Annotated in this window: 20 protein-coding genes; 8 read left to right on the top strand and 12 right to left on the bottom strand. The window is 42.9% G+C overall.

Features of this window, described 5'->3' with window-relative positions:
• Positions 1-76: 76 nt before the first annotated feature.
• Positions 77-253: a hypothetical protein gene (locus ACFSRY_RS11145; protein ID WP_377507001.1), complete on the bottom strand. Its 177-nt coding sequence runs from the start codon at positions 251-253 to the stop codon at positions 77-79.
• Positions 254-446: 193 nt separating this feature from the next.
• Here ACFSRY_RS11145 and ACFSRY_RS11140 point away from each other — a divergent pair, with 193 nt between their 5' ends.
• From ACFSRY_RS11140 to ACFSRY_RS11115, 6 genes are all read left to right on the top strand, one after another.
• Positions 447-1,061 carry a deoxynucleoside kinase gene (locus ACFSRY_RS11140; protein WP_377506998.1) on the top strand — a complete coding sequence of 205 codons (615 nt, stop codon included), beginning with the start codon at positions 447-449 and terminating at the stop codon, positions 1,059-1,061.
• Positions 1,062-1,351: 290 nt separating this feature from the next.
• Positions 1,352-2,305: a hypothetical protein gene (locus ACFSRY_RS11135; protein WP_377506995.1), complete on the top strand. Its 954-nt coding sequence runs from the start codon at positions 1,352-1,354 to the stop codon at positions 2,303-2,305.
• A gap of 158 nt (positions 2,306-2,463) precedes the next feature.
• Positions 2,464-4,122 (top strand): dipeptidyl-peptidase 3 family protein, encoded by a 1,659-nt coding sequence (locus tag ACFSRY_RS11130; RefSeq protein ID WP_377506992.1) that lies wholly within the window; start codon positions 2,464-2,466, stop codon positions 4,120-4,122.
• A 9-nt stretch (positions 4,123-4,131) separates the two neighbouring features.
• The gene (locus ACFSRY_RS11125; protein WP_377506989.1) at positions 4,132-4,644 is read left to right on the top strand and encodes a hypothetical protein; all 513 of its coding nucleotides are present in this window, start codon (positions 4,132-4,134) and stop codon (positions 4,642-4,644) included.
• Positions 4,645-4,900: 256 nt separating this feature from the next.
• Positions 4,901-5,596 (top strand): OmpA family protein, encoded by a 696-nt coding sequence (locus tag ACFSRY_RS11120; protein WP_377506986.1) that lies wholly within the window; start codon positions 4,901-4,903, stop codon positions 5,594-5,596.
• Between the two features lie 193 nt (positions 5,597-5,789).
• Complete coding sequence (locus ACFSRY_RS11115; RefSeq protein ID WP_377506983.1) at positions 5,790-6,002, top strand: hypothetical protein; 213 nt, start codon at positions 5,790-5,792, stop codon at positions 6,000-6,002.
• 78 nt (positions 6,003-6,080) lie between these two features.
• Here the strand turns inward: ACFSRY_RS11115 and ACFSRY_RS11110 are convergent, their stop codons facing one another.
• From ACFSRY_RS11110 to ACFSRY_RS11080, 7 genes are all read right to left on the bottom strand, one after another.
• On the bottom strand, positions 6,081-6,290 hold the full coding sequence (locus ACFSRY_RS11110) for a helix-turn-helix domain-containing protein (RefSeq protein WP_377506980.1): 210 nt from the start codon (positions 6,288-6,290) through the stop codon (positions 6,081-6,083).
• Positions 6,290-6,886: a hypothetical protein gene (locus tag ACFSRY_RS11105; protein WP_377506977.1), complete on the bottom strand. Its 597-nt coding sequence runs from the start codon at positions 6,884-6,886 to the stop codon at positions 6,290-6,292. The genes ACFSRY_RS11110 and ACFSRY_RS11105 overlap by 1 nt, the downstream gene beginning before the upstream one ends.
• Before the next feature lie 120 nt (positions 6,887-7,006).
• Positions 7,007-8,146, bottom strand: coding sequence for an NAD(P)/FAD-dependent oxidoreductase (locus tag ACFSRY_RS11100; protein ID WP_377506974.1), 1,140 nt, complete (start codon positions 8,144-8,146; stop codon positions 7,007-7,009).
• Positions 8,147-8,159: 13 nt separating this feature from the next.
• Entirely contained in the window at positions 8,160-8,411 is a 252-nt protein-coding gene (locus ACFSRY_RS11095; RefSeq protein ID WP_377506971.1) for a hypothetical protein, read from the bottom strand.
• Positions 8,395-9,069: an alpha/beta hydrolase gene (locus ACFSRY_RS11090; RefSeq protein ID WP_377506968.1), complete on the bottom strand. Its 675-nt coding sequence runs from the start codon at positions 9,067-9,069 to the stop codon at positions 8,395-8,397. Before ACFSRY_RS11090 ends, ACFSRY_RS11095 begins: the two co-directional genes overlap by 17 nt.
• 55 nt (positions 9,070-9,124) lie before the next feature.
• Positions 9,125-10,036, bottom strand: coding sequence for a hypothetical protein (locus tag ACFSRY_RS11085; protein ID WP_377506965.1), 912 nt, complete (start codon positions 10,034-10,036; stop codon positions 9,125-9,127).
• Positions 10,037-10,067: 31 nt separating this feature from the next.
• A complete protein-coding gene (locus ACFSRY_RS11080; protein ID WP_377506962.1) occupies positions 10,068-11,015 on the bottom strand; it encodes an alpha/beta fold hydrolase in 948 nt (315 codons plus the stop codon).
• Positions 11,016-11,416: 401 nt separating this feature from the next.
• Between ACFSRY_RS11080 and ACFSRY_RS11075 the strand changes: the two genes are divergently transcribed.
• Both ACFSRY_RS11075 and ACFSRY_RS11070 read left to right on the top strand, forming a co-directional pair.
• Positions 11,417-11,581 carry a hypothetical protein gene (locus tag ACFSRY_RS11075; protein ID WP_377506959.1) on the top strand — a complete coding sequence of 55 codons (165 nt, stop codon included), beginning with the start codon at positions 11,417-11,419 and terminating at the stop codon, positions 11,579-11,581.
• A gap of 36 nt (positions 11,582-11,617) precedes the next feature.
• Positions 11,618-11,806, top strand: coding sequence for a hypothetical protein (locus tag ACFSRY_RS11070; RefSeq protein ID WP_377506956.1), 189 nt, complete (start codon positions 11,618-11,620; stop codon positions 11,804-11,806).
• A gap of 85 nt (positions 11,807-11,891) precedes the next feature.
• Here the strand turns inward: ACFSRY_RS11070 and ACFSRY_RS11065 are convergent, their stop codons facing one another.
• From ACFSRY_RS11065 to ACFSRY_RS11050, 4 genes are all read right to left on the bottom strand, one after another.
• Complete coding sequence (locus ACFSRY_RS11065) at positions 11,892-13,232, bottom strand: SPW repeat domain-containing protein (protein WP_377506953.1); 1,341 nt, start codon at positions 13,230-13,232, stop codon at positions 11,892-11,894.
• A gap of 342 nt (positions 13,233-13,574) precedes the next feature.
• Positions 13,575-14,048, bottom strand: coding sequence for a hypothetical protein (locus ACFSRY_RS11060; protein ID WP_377506950.1), 474 nt, complete (start codon positions 14,046-14,048; stop codon positions 13,575-13,577).
• Positions 14,049-14,125: 77 nt separating this feature from the next.
• Positions 14,126-14,488 carry a Rieske (2Fe-2S) protein gene (locus ACFSRY_RS11055; RefSeq protein WP_377506946.1) on the bottom strand — a complete coding sequence of 121 codons (363 nt, stop codon included), beginning with the start codon at positions 14,486-14,488 and terminating at the stop codon, positions 14,126-14,128.
• A 1-nt stretch (position 14,489) separates the two neighbouring features.
• Complete coding sequence (locus tag ACFSRY_RS11050) at positions 14,490-14,894, bottom strand: DUF3221 domain-containing protein (RefSeq protein ID WP_377506943.1); 405 nt, start codon at positions 14,892-14,894, stop codon at positions 14,490-14,492.
• Positions 14,895-15,047 lie beyond the last annotated feature (153 nt).

The following is a 15,047-nucleotide window of genomic DNA, read 5'->3' as shown; positions in this document are numbered from 1 at the left end:
CAGGAGATGCGGGAAGAGAAACGTTAATCTATATAAACAAAAAGCCCCGGCAGTTTAAACTGCCGGGGCTTTTTGTTTATATAGCGTTCTGGCCTTTTGTGCCGCCAGACTGCTTTTCATTGGCGTTGCGTCCCTGGTCAGGGTCTTTGTTTTGTTTCTGATCCGTGAGGTGACGGTTCTCCTTTACATCATTTTTGTCTCTCGCCTCTGGCTTACTTTGCTTGCTTCGGTCTTGATTATGTCCTTTTGTCATAGCTTGTTTTCTTATTAGTTGTCTTTAGTTGTACGGGGAGCTAACCTGGAAGTTAATATAAAAGGAAGTTGGAGTACCGTTGACGTGAGAAGTAATGTGGATAACTGGTGGGGAAGTTCTTTAGGAACCAGTATCGGCTTCAGTTAAAAAAAGTTATTTTTGTAACCGGCTTTTACTTAAAAACCTTATTACCATGCATATTGCAATTGTAGGCAATATTGGCGCTGGCAAAACCACCCTGGCCACCAAATTGTCGCAACATTTTAAATGGGATCTATACCTTGAAGCGGTTGAGAACAACCCATACCTGAAGGACTTTTACGAAGACATGGAGCGCTGGTCTTTCCACTTGCAGGTGTTCTTTCTGAACAGCCGATTTAACCAGGTGAAACAGATCAAATCCAATGGGCGCAGCGTTATTCAGGACCGGACTATATACGAGGATGCCCATATATTTGCGAAGAACCTGCACCAATCAGGTTTAATGACTACACGCGATTATGAGAATTACCTTTCGCTGTTTGAGTCGATGATAAGTATGGTAAAAGCACCTGACTTGATGATCTACCTTAAAGCCGATCTTCCAAAGCTTATTGGTCAGATTGAGAAGCGTAACCGCGATTACGAAAATAATATACGTATTGATTACCTGCGTAACCTGAATGAACACTACAACTCCTGGATGAGTAACTATGATCAGGGAAAGCTGCTGGTGATAGATGTTAACAAACTTGATTTTGTGGCTAATCCGGAAGATTTAGGTTCTATAATTGAAAAAGTTCAGGTAGAATTGTTCGGCCTGTTTTAATCTATAAGACTTAAAATCCACTATGGCTGCTGCTTTACCAGATGTGGGAAGGCAGCAGCTTTTTTTTAGCCATTCATATTAAGCCTCAAACCTGTCTTAAGAGAAACTCTGTTAACATCTATTACCCTCTCGTTAAACATAAATCGCCCTTTTTAATGTTTCTGAGCCACTATTTAAGGAGTGGCACAATTTCTTGAATTTATTTAATAATTTTTATATAAAAATATATAATTTTAATACACTTGTTTTAAGATTTGCCGTAATACACTCAAATTCTAAAAACATTTAAGATGTTAAAACTAACCAAATCGCTAAGCATTGGCCTGTGTGCCACGATGCTTATGTTCTCCTGCTCCAAAGACATGGAGGACGTGAACCCTTCGTCCACCTTAAGTGGTGTTTCTACTGATGCGGCTAAAGCTGCAAGCACAGCTAACACTGTTGCCCCTTTATCTATTTCCTCGCTCAGCACTACTGACGGAAAGACCTGGTCTTTCACTGTTCAGAAGAATGCAGCTGTAACAGAAAAATTAGCTAATGTTGGTTCACTGATGCTTACAATGATGGATTGTGAGGACATGCCAATAATGCTGTCTGCAGCAAACGTAGCATCTGCTTCAATTACAGGGAAAAATGGTACTTATAATCAACCATTAGCTCCTTCTTACAAAGAGGGTAATGGCTCGGTATGTGACATGGGTACAGTAACAGGCTATATCAGATTAACTGATTTTGTAGAGAAGCTAACCGATGGTAGTGCTTATACTGTAAATATCACGCTGTATGATGCAGTCAGAGTTAAGTCTGGTAAAGTATGGGCTAGGATTAGCAACTCTTGCTCCACAACAGATATTGTAGGACCAGGCTGCGAAGAGCAAGATTTTTGTGGCGAAGGGCATGGCTACTTTCATGAAGTAGGGAGTTGGGAAGGACATGAAGTTACCTTAGGTGGACACACTTATACGGAAGCTGAAGGTCTAGCTTTGATGAACCCTAATGCAGGTGGTGGTAACAAGTACATTGGATTTGCTTTCTCTCAGGGTGCAACTGTTGAGCTAAATAAGAAGCTTAAAATGATATCTGCCAGAGCTTATGATTCTGAAATGACTGCTATCAATGCCTACTTAGGAGGCTTTGATAAATTAACTGCCTCAACTGCCGCTGAAAAGTATGATGGAAGTCCAGAAGCAACTGCTGCAAAAACTGCTGCGGGATACATAGGAGACAACATCGACTGTGAGTAAGACGGAGAGTAAGTACCAATAAGTAATTGTTTGGAAGTGGAAGAGATGGCGTTCAATGCCATCTCTTCTCTTTTGTAGCCATCGAGAATTAATTTCCTCCCTTTCACAGCACCCTTAATTTTACTATCTTCATCTCTGGAACTAACCTAAATAACATAATGAAACCACGCCACATCCTTTTTGCTTCGGCAATAGCGGCAGCCTCCTTTGGCTGTACCAGTAGCACAACCGAAGGAGAGACAACTTCTACGGCTGTTCAGGCAGATGATAACATGCAGCAGAAGCTGGATATGTATACAAACGTGCGCCTGACAGCTGATCTTAGCCACCTGAGTGAGAATGAGAAGAAAATGATCCCGCTTCTGATCGAGGCAGGAGACATCATGAATAAATTATTCTGGTACGAAGCCTATGGAAAGCGCGATTCTCTGATGTCTGCTCTAGACAATGAGTCGGCCAAAAGATTTGTGCAGATCAACTATGGCCCCTGGGACCGCCTGAATAATAACGAGCCATTTATTGCAGGTGTTGGTCCAAAACCAGATGGAGCTAACTTTTACCCTGAAAACATGACAAAGGAGGAGTTTGAGCAGGCAAACCTGAAGGATAAAGCCAGCCAGTATACTTTTCTTCGTCGTGATGCCAATGGTAAACTGATTACGGTACCTTACCATGTGCAATTTAAGGAAGAGGTAACAAAGGTAGCTGATCTCCTGAAGCAGGCTGCACAGCTGGCAGAGGATCCGGGGTTGAAAAAGTATTTAAACCTGCGGGCCGAAGCAATGCTGACAGATAACTACCAGCCAAGTGATCTGGCCTGGATGGACATGAAGAACAATAAGATTGATGTGGTAATCGGCCCTATCGAAACCTATGAGGACAAACTCTTTGGTTACAAGGCAGCGCATGAAGCTTATGTGTTGGTGAAGGACATGGAGTGGAGTGAGCGTTTGGCAAAGTATGCGGCTTTCCTGCCAGAGTTACAACGCGGGCTACCGGTGCCAGCGAAATTTAAAAAGGAAACACCTGGTACTGATTCTGACCTGAATGCCTATGATGTAGTTTTCTATGCCGGTGATAGCAACGCAGGTAGCAAAACCATAGCCATAAACCTGCCGAACGATGAGGAGGTGCAGCTAAAGAAAGGTACGCGCCGATTACAGCTGAAGAATGCCATGCGTGCTAAGTTTGACAAAATTATGGAGCCTATTGCTGACGAACTGATCGTAGAGGACCAGCAGAAGCATGTAACCTTCGATGCGTTTTTTGCCAATACCATGTTCCATGAGGTGGCGCATGGCTTGGGTATCAAGAACACCATCAACAACAAAGGCACCGTGCGTGAGGCTCTAAAAGAACATGCTTCCGCTTTGGAAGAGGGCAAAGCTGATATTCTGGGCTTATACATGATTACACAGCTGCAGGAGAAGGGTGAGCTGGAAGGCGACCTAAAGGATTTTTATACTACTTTCCTGGCTGGTATTTTCCGTTCGGTGCGTTTTGGTGCAGCCAGTGCACATGGCAAGGCTAACATGGTGCGCTTTAACTTCTTCAAGGAGAATGGTGCTTTTGAACGTGACGAGCAAACAGGCAGGTACCGCGTGAATTACGAAAAGATGCGGGAGGCCATGAATAAGCTTTCAGAAAAGATACTGACGTTACAAGGCGAAGGCGATTATGCCGGAGTAGGAAACCTGCTGGACAACCAGGGACAGGTAAGTCCTCAGTTGCAGGCTGATTTGGATAGGCTTTCTAAGGCTAATATACCTGTTGACATCGTTTTTGAGCAGGGCGTGGACGTGCTGGGCTTAAAATAAGTTTTCTGGATGAAGGTATTGCAATGGAAACAGCAGGATTTCTCAGGGAGGAAGTATAGCGTTGTTTCTCCTGAAGGGCAACTCGGGAAGCTTGTGTTTAAAGGCTGGTCGAGTTATAGTGCGATATTTGGCTCAGGTGACACCAGCATCTCCTTTAGCAGTAAAGGTTGGCTTGAACAAGAGGTAACCATCCGCTATAATGGAGAAGTGATAGGAAGTGCGGTAACATCTGTCTTTGGCAAAACGCGAATTGAAATGGTATCAGGAGAGAGGTACCTTCTGGAGAGCAAATCATTTTCGCAAAAGCAGGTATTGTCAGACGAAGCCGGTAAAAGCATCATGAGCTTTGAGCAATCTGCTTTTGGTTTTGGCAAAGGAAAGGTTCTGGTAGCTGATAATGTGCCTGAGTTAACCAGGCTGTTGCTCTTAAGTACCGGGCTATACTTTAAAGCTGTAACAGATAGCCAGGTAGCCCTTATGGTTGCCATATTCATTCCAGTTTTTATGCAGATAATGAGGTAACATCATAGATACCTAAACGAAAGAAGCCCGGCACATAGCCGGGCTTCTTTCGTTTAGGAAAATTTACTACGGCCAAAAAATTTTACCCATAAAGTTAAATTTTGAGGCTGATTATCAATAACATCATTTATAGGCAATATTTAATCTGAAAGAATTGGCACGGCAGTTGAAAATGGCATATCGTCAGTGATTCTGAAGAACTCAAAAAAGAAGGAGGGGAGAGAGGAACTGGCTTTATAAATTAAATTTTAAAGTTATGAAGAATGTAAGAACTTTTACTGCGATTTTGTTAGCTGCCATTTTTCTTTTCGGTTCAATAGCTGCTAGCGCACAAACATCAACAAGAAAGCCTATAAGTAAAACTGTTAAAGGCGGTGTGATCGGGGCCGTGGTAGGCGGCGTGGCCGGTGGCTTTATAGGTAAGAAAAAGAAAAATACTGCTGCCGGGGCAATCATTGGTGCTGCTGTTGGAGGTGCTGCAGGAGCTACTATTGGCCGCTACATGGATAAGCAGGCAGAGGAACTTCAGCGAGAATTGGCAAACGCCAAAGTAGAGCGCGTAGGAGAAGGCATCAAAATCACCTTTGACTCTGGTATTTTGTTCGAGACCAACTCAGATCATCTGAGCTATACCGCTCAGGATAATATTGCTGAATTGAGTAAGACGCTGAACAAGTACAAGGATACCAATGTGATGGTAGAAGGCCACACAGATGCCAGAGGTACAGAGGCATACAACCAGAGCTTATCTGAGCGTAGAGCATCTTCTGTTTACCGTCAGATAACAGCTAATGGTATAACTGCCAGTCGTGTTACAGCACAGGGTTATGGAGAGTCAACACCGGTTGCCAGTAACGCCACTGCTGCAGGTATGCAGCAAAACCGTAGAGTGGAGGTAGCCATTTTTGCGAATGAGAAGCTCAAGAAAGCTGCCGAAAAAGGACAGATTTAATTAAAATAGCCTTGTTAGTTAGTAAACAGACCGCATCATTTTGGTGCGGTCTGTTTATTTTTAGTAAAAGGTATAAAGAAGGGGATCTTCATCAGCTGCAGAGACAGAATAGCAGAACAAAATGTTAGTGTCGGGAGTAAGATACTCTTGCTGAACCAGCTAAAAATCAGTTTTTTAAACCTTAAAAATTATTATGAAAAGCTTTTTTGACTTTAACAGAAACAGCCCCGAAGAACGTAGAGTGAGGAATGAACTTTATCCCGAATTAGCAAAGTTTCATATCGCTTTGCGCGAGGAGATGGACGAAGAGGAGTACCAAGCCTACTATAATTCCGAAAAGGAATCTTTAAAACAGAGCAGACCTATCGTGTACCAAAACAACCGCAAATGGATACCAGCTTACTAAAAAACAGCAAGCACCTAAATTAAAAGGGCAAACAACTAAGATTGTTTGCCCTTTTAATTTAGAGAATGGGTAGTTTACTTATCTGCTTATCTGAAACTCTAGTATATCCCCTGGCTGGCAATCCAAGGCTTTGCATATGGCCTCTAAAGTGGAAAACCTTATTGCTTTTGCTTTACCTGTTTTTAAAATAGAGAGGTTAGATAATGTAAGACCGACTTTTTCAGCCAGTTCGGATAGTGACATCTTTCTACGCGCCAACATCACATCCAAGTTCACGATTATTGCCATTATATAGTTAGTTGCTCTGCCTCGTAAAGTTTATTTCCTTCTTCAAAAATTTCGGCAAGTATGAAAGCGCCCAGCATAAACAGCAGTGGAAGGTAATTAATGTATATTCCTAAATACGAAGCATTTTCTGTTTCCATCCACCTAAAGCCTGTAACTATAAAAATAAGCAGGCAGTAGCGGCCTATTTTTTGGAATACATTACTGTTGTTCTGCCGGAAGGTCTGAAGCGCTTTTACTGATTTGATTAGCTTGGCAATCTGCTGCAGAATCAGTACCCAGAATGCAAGTGTAACTACAATTTGCAGGTAAAATATAAGAAGAGATAAGGTGTTGGCATCCTTAACGTATATAGGGCCAGGGGCTGCTGGCTTAGTGCCAATAACTGAAGTAATTTCGAAGGAGGAAGTATAAATGGATGTAGACAGGTTGTTAGCGCTCTTAAAATTAAAGCCAGACAGCTCAACTTTATTATATACATCCGGGGCAAACTGGTAATGAATGATTCCAAAGGTGAATAATGCGATGGAAACGACTATTAAAGCCTGAAAGATGTTACTAACTGCAAGCGCAATTGTGAGAAGTCTGTTTCTTTCCATATATTTTCTTTTTTTCAAATATAGGGAAGGTTAAATTATAATCAATAATTATTTATTGATTATCAATAAAAAGTTATTGTGTATAGGTATAAAGTAGATTATTTAGGAAAATATAAGTAGTTATAGCTGCTGGAGGATAAGTTCGGCACCCTCTTCTCCCACCAAAGAGCCAACGGCCACACCCATTCCACCCATACGCACAGCGCAACTCACCCGCTCCGACACTTGTTCTACAATAATTGTTTTTTGATTGCCCAGGCCCATGATACCACTCCAGCGATGCTCTATTTCAAAGGGAGTATCAGGAAGTATAACTGTTGACAGTAGTTCTTCGAGCTTATGCTGCACAAGCTCGGTGAGGCCAGGTTCGGTAGTTTCTTCTGCCTTAAAATCTAAATTGCGGCCACCGCCAAACAGCACTCGCTTCCCAATATTCCGGAAATAATAGTAGCCGCAGTCGTAGTGGAAGGTGCCTTTAATCCTTAGCTTATCAATTGGTTTGGTGATAAGTACCTGTGCCCTTGCTGGTACTACCTGCACGTGTGGTAAAAGCTTTTTAGCAAAGCCATTGGTGGCTACCAAAGCTGCCTTTGCTTTTATATTTATACTTTGGGTGGTAATAGCAGTTATACTTGTGCCATCGTCGTGTAGGTCCTGTACCTCTAGTCCATTTAACACCAATACACCTAAAGCCTGTACTTTTTGCGTAAGCGCCAGAATCATTTTGCCAGTGTCTATTTGGCCTTCGGCTGTGCTCAGAAGCAGGTGCGATACGTTTTTAAAACCAAAGTTGCTTATATTATCATCTGCCTGCTGAAATATATCTGGCTCGCCGGTTATACTTTGGAGGTGCTTGTTAAAGTACGGCAGTTTATCTAGGCAGGAAGTATAAAGCTCCTCCTGGGCATCAACAAACAATTCGTAGCCTCCCCAGCGGTGGTAGTCGATAGTATCATCGCCGAGGTTCTGGCGCAGGCGATGTAAGCCCTTCCAGCGGCGCTCTACCAGGCTGAATACCTGTTCTTCGGTATGATGCGTCAGGTCATCAAGAAGCTCTGACGGACTCCCAAAGCATGCGAAGCCAGCATTCTTAGAGCTTGCGCCTGTTGGCAACAGACCACGTTCCGCAACAAGTATCTTAAGCTTAGGCTGTAGAGTCTTCAGGTGCAACGCAGCATTTAACCCCACAATTCCACTGCCAACAATCAGCACGTCTATGTTGCTAAAATAAGTCTGTTTTTCCCAAAAGCTCAGCTGCATTGTATGGTATAGGTTAGTCTTCGCGGGTGCACTCGTGTTTATAATTACGGGCTGATTGTTCGTCAATCATTTCAAAATGGGTAAGCATGATTTCACGTTCACCTCTGTTCAGACCCCGTACAAATTTACCATCAGGTGTTTCATACACAGAGTAGTTGTGCTTCCCGAAAGGGTAGAGGTTATTACTTTTAAGCGTAACAGCATTCGTCAGGTCTGCCTGCTGCCCATTGGTGGTGGTAACTATAAACTTATTTTTGCTCGTCATGAATGCAATCTAGTAAAATTCGGCTTAAAATATTGCTTACCTCTTCTGGCCGGTGTAGTATCATCAGGTGTTCTCCTTTATGGATCTTTATCATATCCGGCCTGTCATGGAGGGGCAGGATCAGGTCTGATGTTCCATGAATTTGTACCAGGTTAGGTGGAATTATTTCCTGTTTCCAGTCCAGTAACCTGCCCAAGGCCCAGCGCAAAAACGTCTCATCAATTCTGAAAAACACAGACTTTAACATTCTTCTTTCATAAGGGGTGTGTGCCCCAAAAAAGAAAGGTGCCAAGGGGTATGTGTTTTGCATTACTTTAAAAGGTACGTGCTTATGCAGGAGAGTTTTGCCGGCAAGCCGGTAGTACCATGGTATTGCGTGTCGGGTGGCAAGGCTAGAGATGAGAATTATTTTACGTGGTTGCAGGAGTCTGGCCAGTTCAATAGCTACCAGGCCTCCAAAGGAGAATCCTACTAAAATGGGATCTACTGTGTCTTCTATCTGTGGGATGAGCCGCTGTACGTATGTTTCCAGCGGCTCATCGAGGTGTAAAGGAGGTACCCATTTTATCTGTTGCTGGGGCAGGTGGTCCGGCAATTTCAAAAACTGAAACATGCGCCAATCTGCCCCGAGGCCACTGATAAAGTATATTGTATTCATGGTCTGACTATACGCAGAACCAGGCGGTAGTTAGGTAATTTTAAAGTCACCAAGCTTATTCTCCCAGTATTTTGAGCAGTTCCTCATTGGTCACACTGTAATCAGTTAAGTTATTCTCACCTACAGCGGCCAGCCAGCTTCCACCAAAACTTATCTTTGGCTTTTGAAACCGGATGTAATCCACAAGAACAGCCAGGTCAGGGTTACCTAAATGGTCATAAATGGTGTTGTTATAGGTAAAGGTATCTCCCAACTTGATGCTGTTGTCTACAGCATAGCTATTTGTATAGCCAATTAAACCAACCTGTAGTGTCTGGGGCATATCTACATTGTAAAAGCGCTCGCGTACTGTCCAGGCACTATCCTGATCATATTTGTACAGGAAAATGAAGGAGGGACCAACTCGCACCAGCCGCATCTGAACCCACTCTGGTTTTGCCGGACGAAGCTTCAGGGATGAGCGGCTGTTTATGGTTTTCTTCGTTTCAATAACGGGCTTTCCTAATTCCTCGGCTATACCTGTAGTCATGAACAGCCAGTTTTCTTCACCGCGTTTCCAAGTGTTTTTGCCCCCCTTTTTTGGAGCGCGTGCCATCAGACCAGCTAATGACCACTGTGTTTGAGGTAATTCGCCTTTTTTACCGGATACCTTCATGCGTACTCTTACATCGAAATCACCGGCAATCTCTTTAAATAAAAAAGGCGCCTGCTGATCCGCAAACCAACCAGATGTGCCGGGCTCAAAGTATAAATTGCCTTTGCTGGTGCTACTTACATCTTGCTTTATCATTTTGTTCGGCCACCCCTCTAGCTCATGGAAGCTCTTCCAACCATCTGTTAAAGCGTTGCTGTTAAACTCATCGTTCAGGGTAGGCAGGTCCGGTGTAGGAGCAGGCTTATTTACAGATTGGGCCAGTGCAGTACCTGTAAAGGCAGCAAAGGCAATAGCAGCCAAGATTAATTTCATAGTTTAGGGATGGGGTTTAGTTAATTCGGTTTTATTCTTCTAGTGCTATTTTGTTTTGCAAAAACCGAACAGCATCTCTCACTGTCTCTTCCGGAAGTTCTTCCATGGGTATGTGGCCGGCACCTGCATACGTTATCAATTGAGCACCTTTTATATCCTGCTTAAAGCGGGCTGCGTTGGTTGCAGGAACCCAAGCGTCGGCTTCACCCCAAAGTATAAGGGTAGGGGCCTTTACTTGCGTAAGCTTTGACAGGTTGTCTGCGTCTACGGTATTCATGCGCAGGATAAATGCTTCCCGGTTACCTTCACGAAGCAACAAATCATGACTCAGTGTAATGGCCTCATCAGTAAGTCTGGAGTCATCGCCATATACTTCCTTCAGGCTTTTTTCTACTATAAAACGTGGTGTTATGTACTTTAGGGATTCCTTTAGAACAGGAGTCTGTGCCATCAGGAAAGGCATAGAAATAGTTTTGTCATTAGCATTCGTAACACCAGTCGGCGAAACTAAAATTAGTTTCTGTACCCGCTCAGGGTGCGATGCCGCAAAGTCGTAGGCAATCTGGCCTCCAAGAGAGCTTCCGGCAAGGTGTGCCTGCTCAATACCCATCTTATCCATAAAGTGCAACACCAAATCGGAATAGTAGGCTATAGTATAGGTGTCGGTCTCATTCCGGCCAGTTAAACCGAATCCTGGCAGGTCGAGCCGTAAGACGCGGTGGTCTTTACTAAGTTCAGAAGTCCATCCATCCCAAGTATTAAGTGAGGCAGCTGTACCATGGAGCAAAATGATCGGTGTTCCCTTGCCTTCGTCGCGGTAATGGAGGTTTGCTCCATCAATGCTAACAAAGCGTGAGGAAGGGGTGGTGTACTTTGCCTGTAACTCTTCTGCAGGAATGTCTGGCCTTATTTGCAGAGCGGTAGCAGCCAAAACTACTAGTAAAGTTGCGACAGCCATTCGTTTCTTATGTGATTTCATAGTTCTATAATGTATGGTGGTTGTAAAATACCATACTAAAATATGAATTAGTGCTTCAAGTTGTATCAGCAGTGTTCAGAAATTTTATCTCTTACCACTCTGGTTGGTAAATTCTCTCCGGTTTGTGGCTATTTGGTGAAACAGGAGAGCCTTATGATATCCTTGCGTAGATGTAAAATGCTGTTTAACAGCTTCTTTAGTGACTTGTTGACCTGTTTTTGGAGCTCATTTTTGCTAAAAAAATCTTTGGCTGTTTATCTGGTTTTAGCCAACGTTTACATAATAATTATGGCTGTTGGTATAAAACAGTAGTAATCCATGTAACAGTACCTTGCATAACAAAGTACTGTATAATATCTTTGTGATATAAATAATACATAAAACACTTAAAATTTACTACTATGAAAATCATCATCTTATTATTCGCCTTAGTATTCGGATTCGGAGCCACTGTAAAAAAATCAAGTGACGACCTGAAAGAGATCAAAGCTAGAGCAGAGCTTAACGAATACAAGACTTACCCTAACCTGCTGCCTGAAGTAGAAATTGTAGCTGAAAAAAACTAAGCTTACTAGCTGTTAAATCTCATAAAAAATAAAACCATGAAAATAGTTGTGTTATTATTCGCCTCCCTGTTTGGTTTCGGAGTTGTAAGCCAGCAAGCCCTAAGTGTAAATGCACCAGAAAAGGGTATTTCAAAGACTGTATATGTAGAAGAGCCAGTAATGGACGTGATGCTTGATACAGTAGAGATTACAGTGTACGCACCTGTAGCGGTTGCTGTGAAATAACAGCAACCGCACTTTGCGAACTCCTACGTATTACCGTCAGAAGCACGTTTATGCCTTCTGAACTATGTAATCCAGATCTTCTATACTAGAAGATCAGTTTGTCAAAGCTCCCTCGTTCATCTTCTATTTTCCCTTTAGGGAAAGACAAGGCTATTAAGGCGATTCCAGAGGCTATCCCGTTCCACATGGCAGCATCATTGTTGTTATTGCCCATTACCCAGGGTGCGGCAATCAACCATAAGCCAAACAGAATGTGTATGAAGCGTACAGGGCGCGCTACCTCAGACATAGCAATAACAGCAAATGTTATTATGAGTGCACCTGCTACATGATTACTGTCAGCAATTGATCCTGTATATCCTAGGATAGCAGGGGCTAACATTACCCAGATACCCACAGCCATTATTAAAGCAAGGTTCCAAGGCCTGAGTAAAATATCTTTGGAAACTTCTTTGAAAGTGTAGCCAAGTAATGTTTCAGGGTTTTTAGCCTCTTCAGTTCTACCACCTTCCATTGTGCCTCCGAATAGGAAAGAGTTCCAGTAAGACCTTTTTCTCACTTTCTTTTCATACTTCATCATTTGTAAGGTTGCGACCACTTCGTCAATAGTGAAAGGAATCATTATCAGGGAAATCATGGCGCTGGTAAGGCACAATGTACACCAGGCTCCTACTGATACAGGTTGTAAAATTACAAGAGTGATGCTTACAACTCCTAGTGGAATAATCAAGATACCAAAGATTATAACTACCCAGGGCATGGTACGCCAGCGGTGTGTACCTCCTGCATATCCGAACAACACATCAAGTATGTAGGAGAAAGCACCTAGGGTGGCATCTGATACAGGAAAAGATTTTGACACTTTTGATTCTAACACTTTCCTGGTGCCCTCTCCGAAGAAGGGATCCCAGATAGTATGAATGTAGTCCATCTGAAATGCGCCCATATAACGCGCTACAAAGAAACCCAGCCAAGCTAAAAAAATTACAGGTATACGTTGGCTCCAGGCTGAAGGATTATAGCTCCACCCAGGCGGTACGTTAGGTCCTGGTTGCGCAAAGAGCTTAATCCCAGGCTGTTTTGGGATGATGATACCAAAGGAGATTACTAAGGTGCCAATTAAGTAGTCATTCAGAAATCCTGCGCCTTCCTTGGCCCAGAAAATCATGGGTGCTATAAAAAGCCACACACCAAGTAAAACTATACCCCATTGAGCCCACAAACGGTAAGGCTTTAGTGCAAAATAACTAAGTACGATCAGGGCAACACCTGTCAGGATATCACTCCAGATCATTGCCGGTACCTTGTAGCCAAAGGTAGGTGGATTAGCAATAAGCCAGAATCCGAATACCAACGTGCAGTAAAATACCCAGCTTATTTTTTTATGATGTTCTTCATGAGCAGTTTGCTTCTCTTCAGGAAACATGTTTTTTTTAACAAAAAAAAGGTTTCGAAAGGAAAGGCTCATAGTCATTGAAGTTTGGGTTAAAGTAATGGTAATTCTCTGGAAGCAACCATCTTCCAGAGGAATTCTGCTTAAGCCCTGAAGGTTAATTATACCTTAAGAAATTACTTACGAATGGGCGCAGATAACCGAAGGCTTTAATAAGTGAGGATAACGCAGCCAATTTTTTTTTGTTTGCAGGAGTGGGTGTATGACCTTTTTATGGTGTATTCTATACAAATCCTGTACAAAAGTATTGACCAAAAATGAGGTGATTAAGAATGAAAATATGCTTTAACTTAGGCCAGTACCAAAGAAGTAGATTTATTTGTTTTTTTCTGTCTGATTAATGGAACAGGAATGGAGCCATTTTTCTGCTTCCTTACGATTTAAAAAGTTCTCCATTTCAACGTTGGGTACCATCCGGAGATAGAGGTCTCTGGATGAAAGTCTGCTGAACATGTTGTTCGAGTAAACATGGGCAAAGCAGCGAAGTCCTGCTTCTTTTATTTGAGGTAGCCATTCATACTCCAGCCAGTCATTTGCTTCCTCCCAGTCTCCACTTGCTTCTGTTTTGTCGTTCAGAAATTTTGAATTGTGGCGCTTCTTTAACAGCTCCAGGAATACCTTTGCTCCAGTTATCACATTATCAGCCGTAATGTGGCCAAACCACTTTGCTTCGGTGAATTCGGTTCTGTTTGTAAACATCAGATAAACAACACCGTCTGGGTGTGACAGTAGTACGGGATTTGGCCATACTGCTACCAGATCTTCATATTCATTGTAGTATACCTCCATTGGAAAAACTATTGTATAAGCAGCTTCAGGTCTTATACGTCACTGAGATAATTATGGGAACTGAAAGGTGCTGAAATTTAAGAGGAGGGAGTGAGGCTTTTTAAGCCAATAAATATCCCGTCATTACGTATTTCAACAGGATGAAGGTTAGCGTTATGAGTGCGGTAATCGCACTCGCGGGCATTTGATAAATTATATCTGTAGCTGTGCCAGGGGCAGACTACCTCGTTCAGGTAATTGGTAGTGCCACGGCTGAGTGAATAGCCGAGATGCGGACAGGCATCATCGATAGCAAAGAAGCCAAGTGATGTATGTGCAAAGCAAACGGCACGACCACCAAGTTCAAACCTGTGTAACTTCCTGACTGGTACCTGCGCTATGGCCTCTTCTTCGGAATCGAATATCTTATGCCAAATGTACTCCTGTTCCTGCTCAGCCATTTTATGGGGCTTTTATGCGTACAGCCTTTACATAGCCTTGTACAGGCATGGATTCCATTATGTCTCCTTCAAACCAGGCTTGAATTTCCTGCCCTTCACGCAATTGCGCTAGCGTAAGTTCTTCACCGCGGGAATCTTCAATTAAAGTCTCATCGTCTATAGTTATGCTGGCCTCAGGAAACTTTGCCTCAACTCCCTCTATAGCACGTACCATTACCACTGCCTTTGCTCTATCGTCCGTATCGGCTACTACTTCTGTGATAGCTCCGTACACGTCGGGCATGGTATCAGGTATCCGCTTTGGTTCATCACCCCTACAGCCTGAAATCAGAATCAGCGCCACAAACGCAAAGCAGTTTGTATAAAGCAGCCTTATCAAAGAATGCTTTTCAAAATAGTTGTTCATCCTTAATGTTTTGGGGTTTTCGAATTAAACCAGATCACACCAATTATTATAACTATTACTAAGATGATGATAAGAATGAGAGTCATTTTGTTTCGTGTTTTGTTGTGGGTGCTATAGTAGTGTACTAAAGTCAAAGAGCCCTTGTTGCACAAA

It is taken from the genome of Pontibacter locisalis (assembly GCF_042684605.1).
Classification (GTDB): domain Bacteria; phylum Bacteroidota; class Bacteroidia; order Cytophagales; family Hymenobacteraceae; genus Pontibacter; species Pontibacter locisalis.
This window is presented reverse-complemented; position numbering and strand designations above follow the sequence as displayed.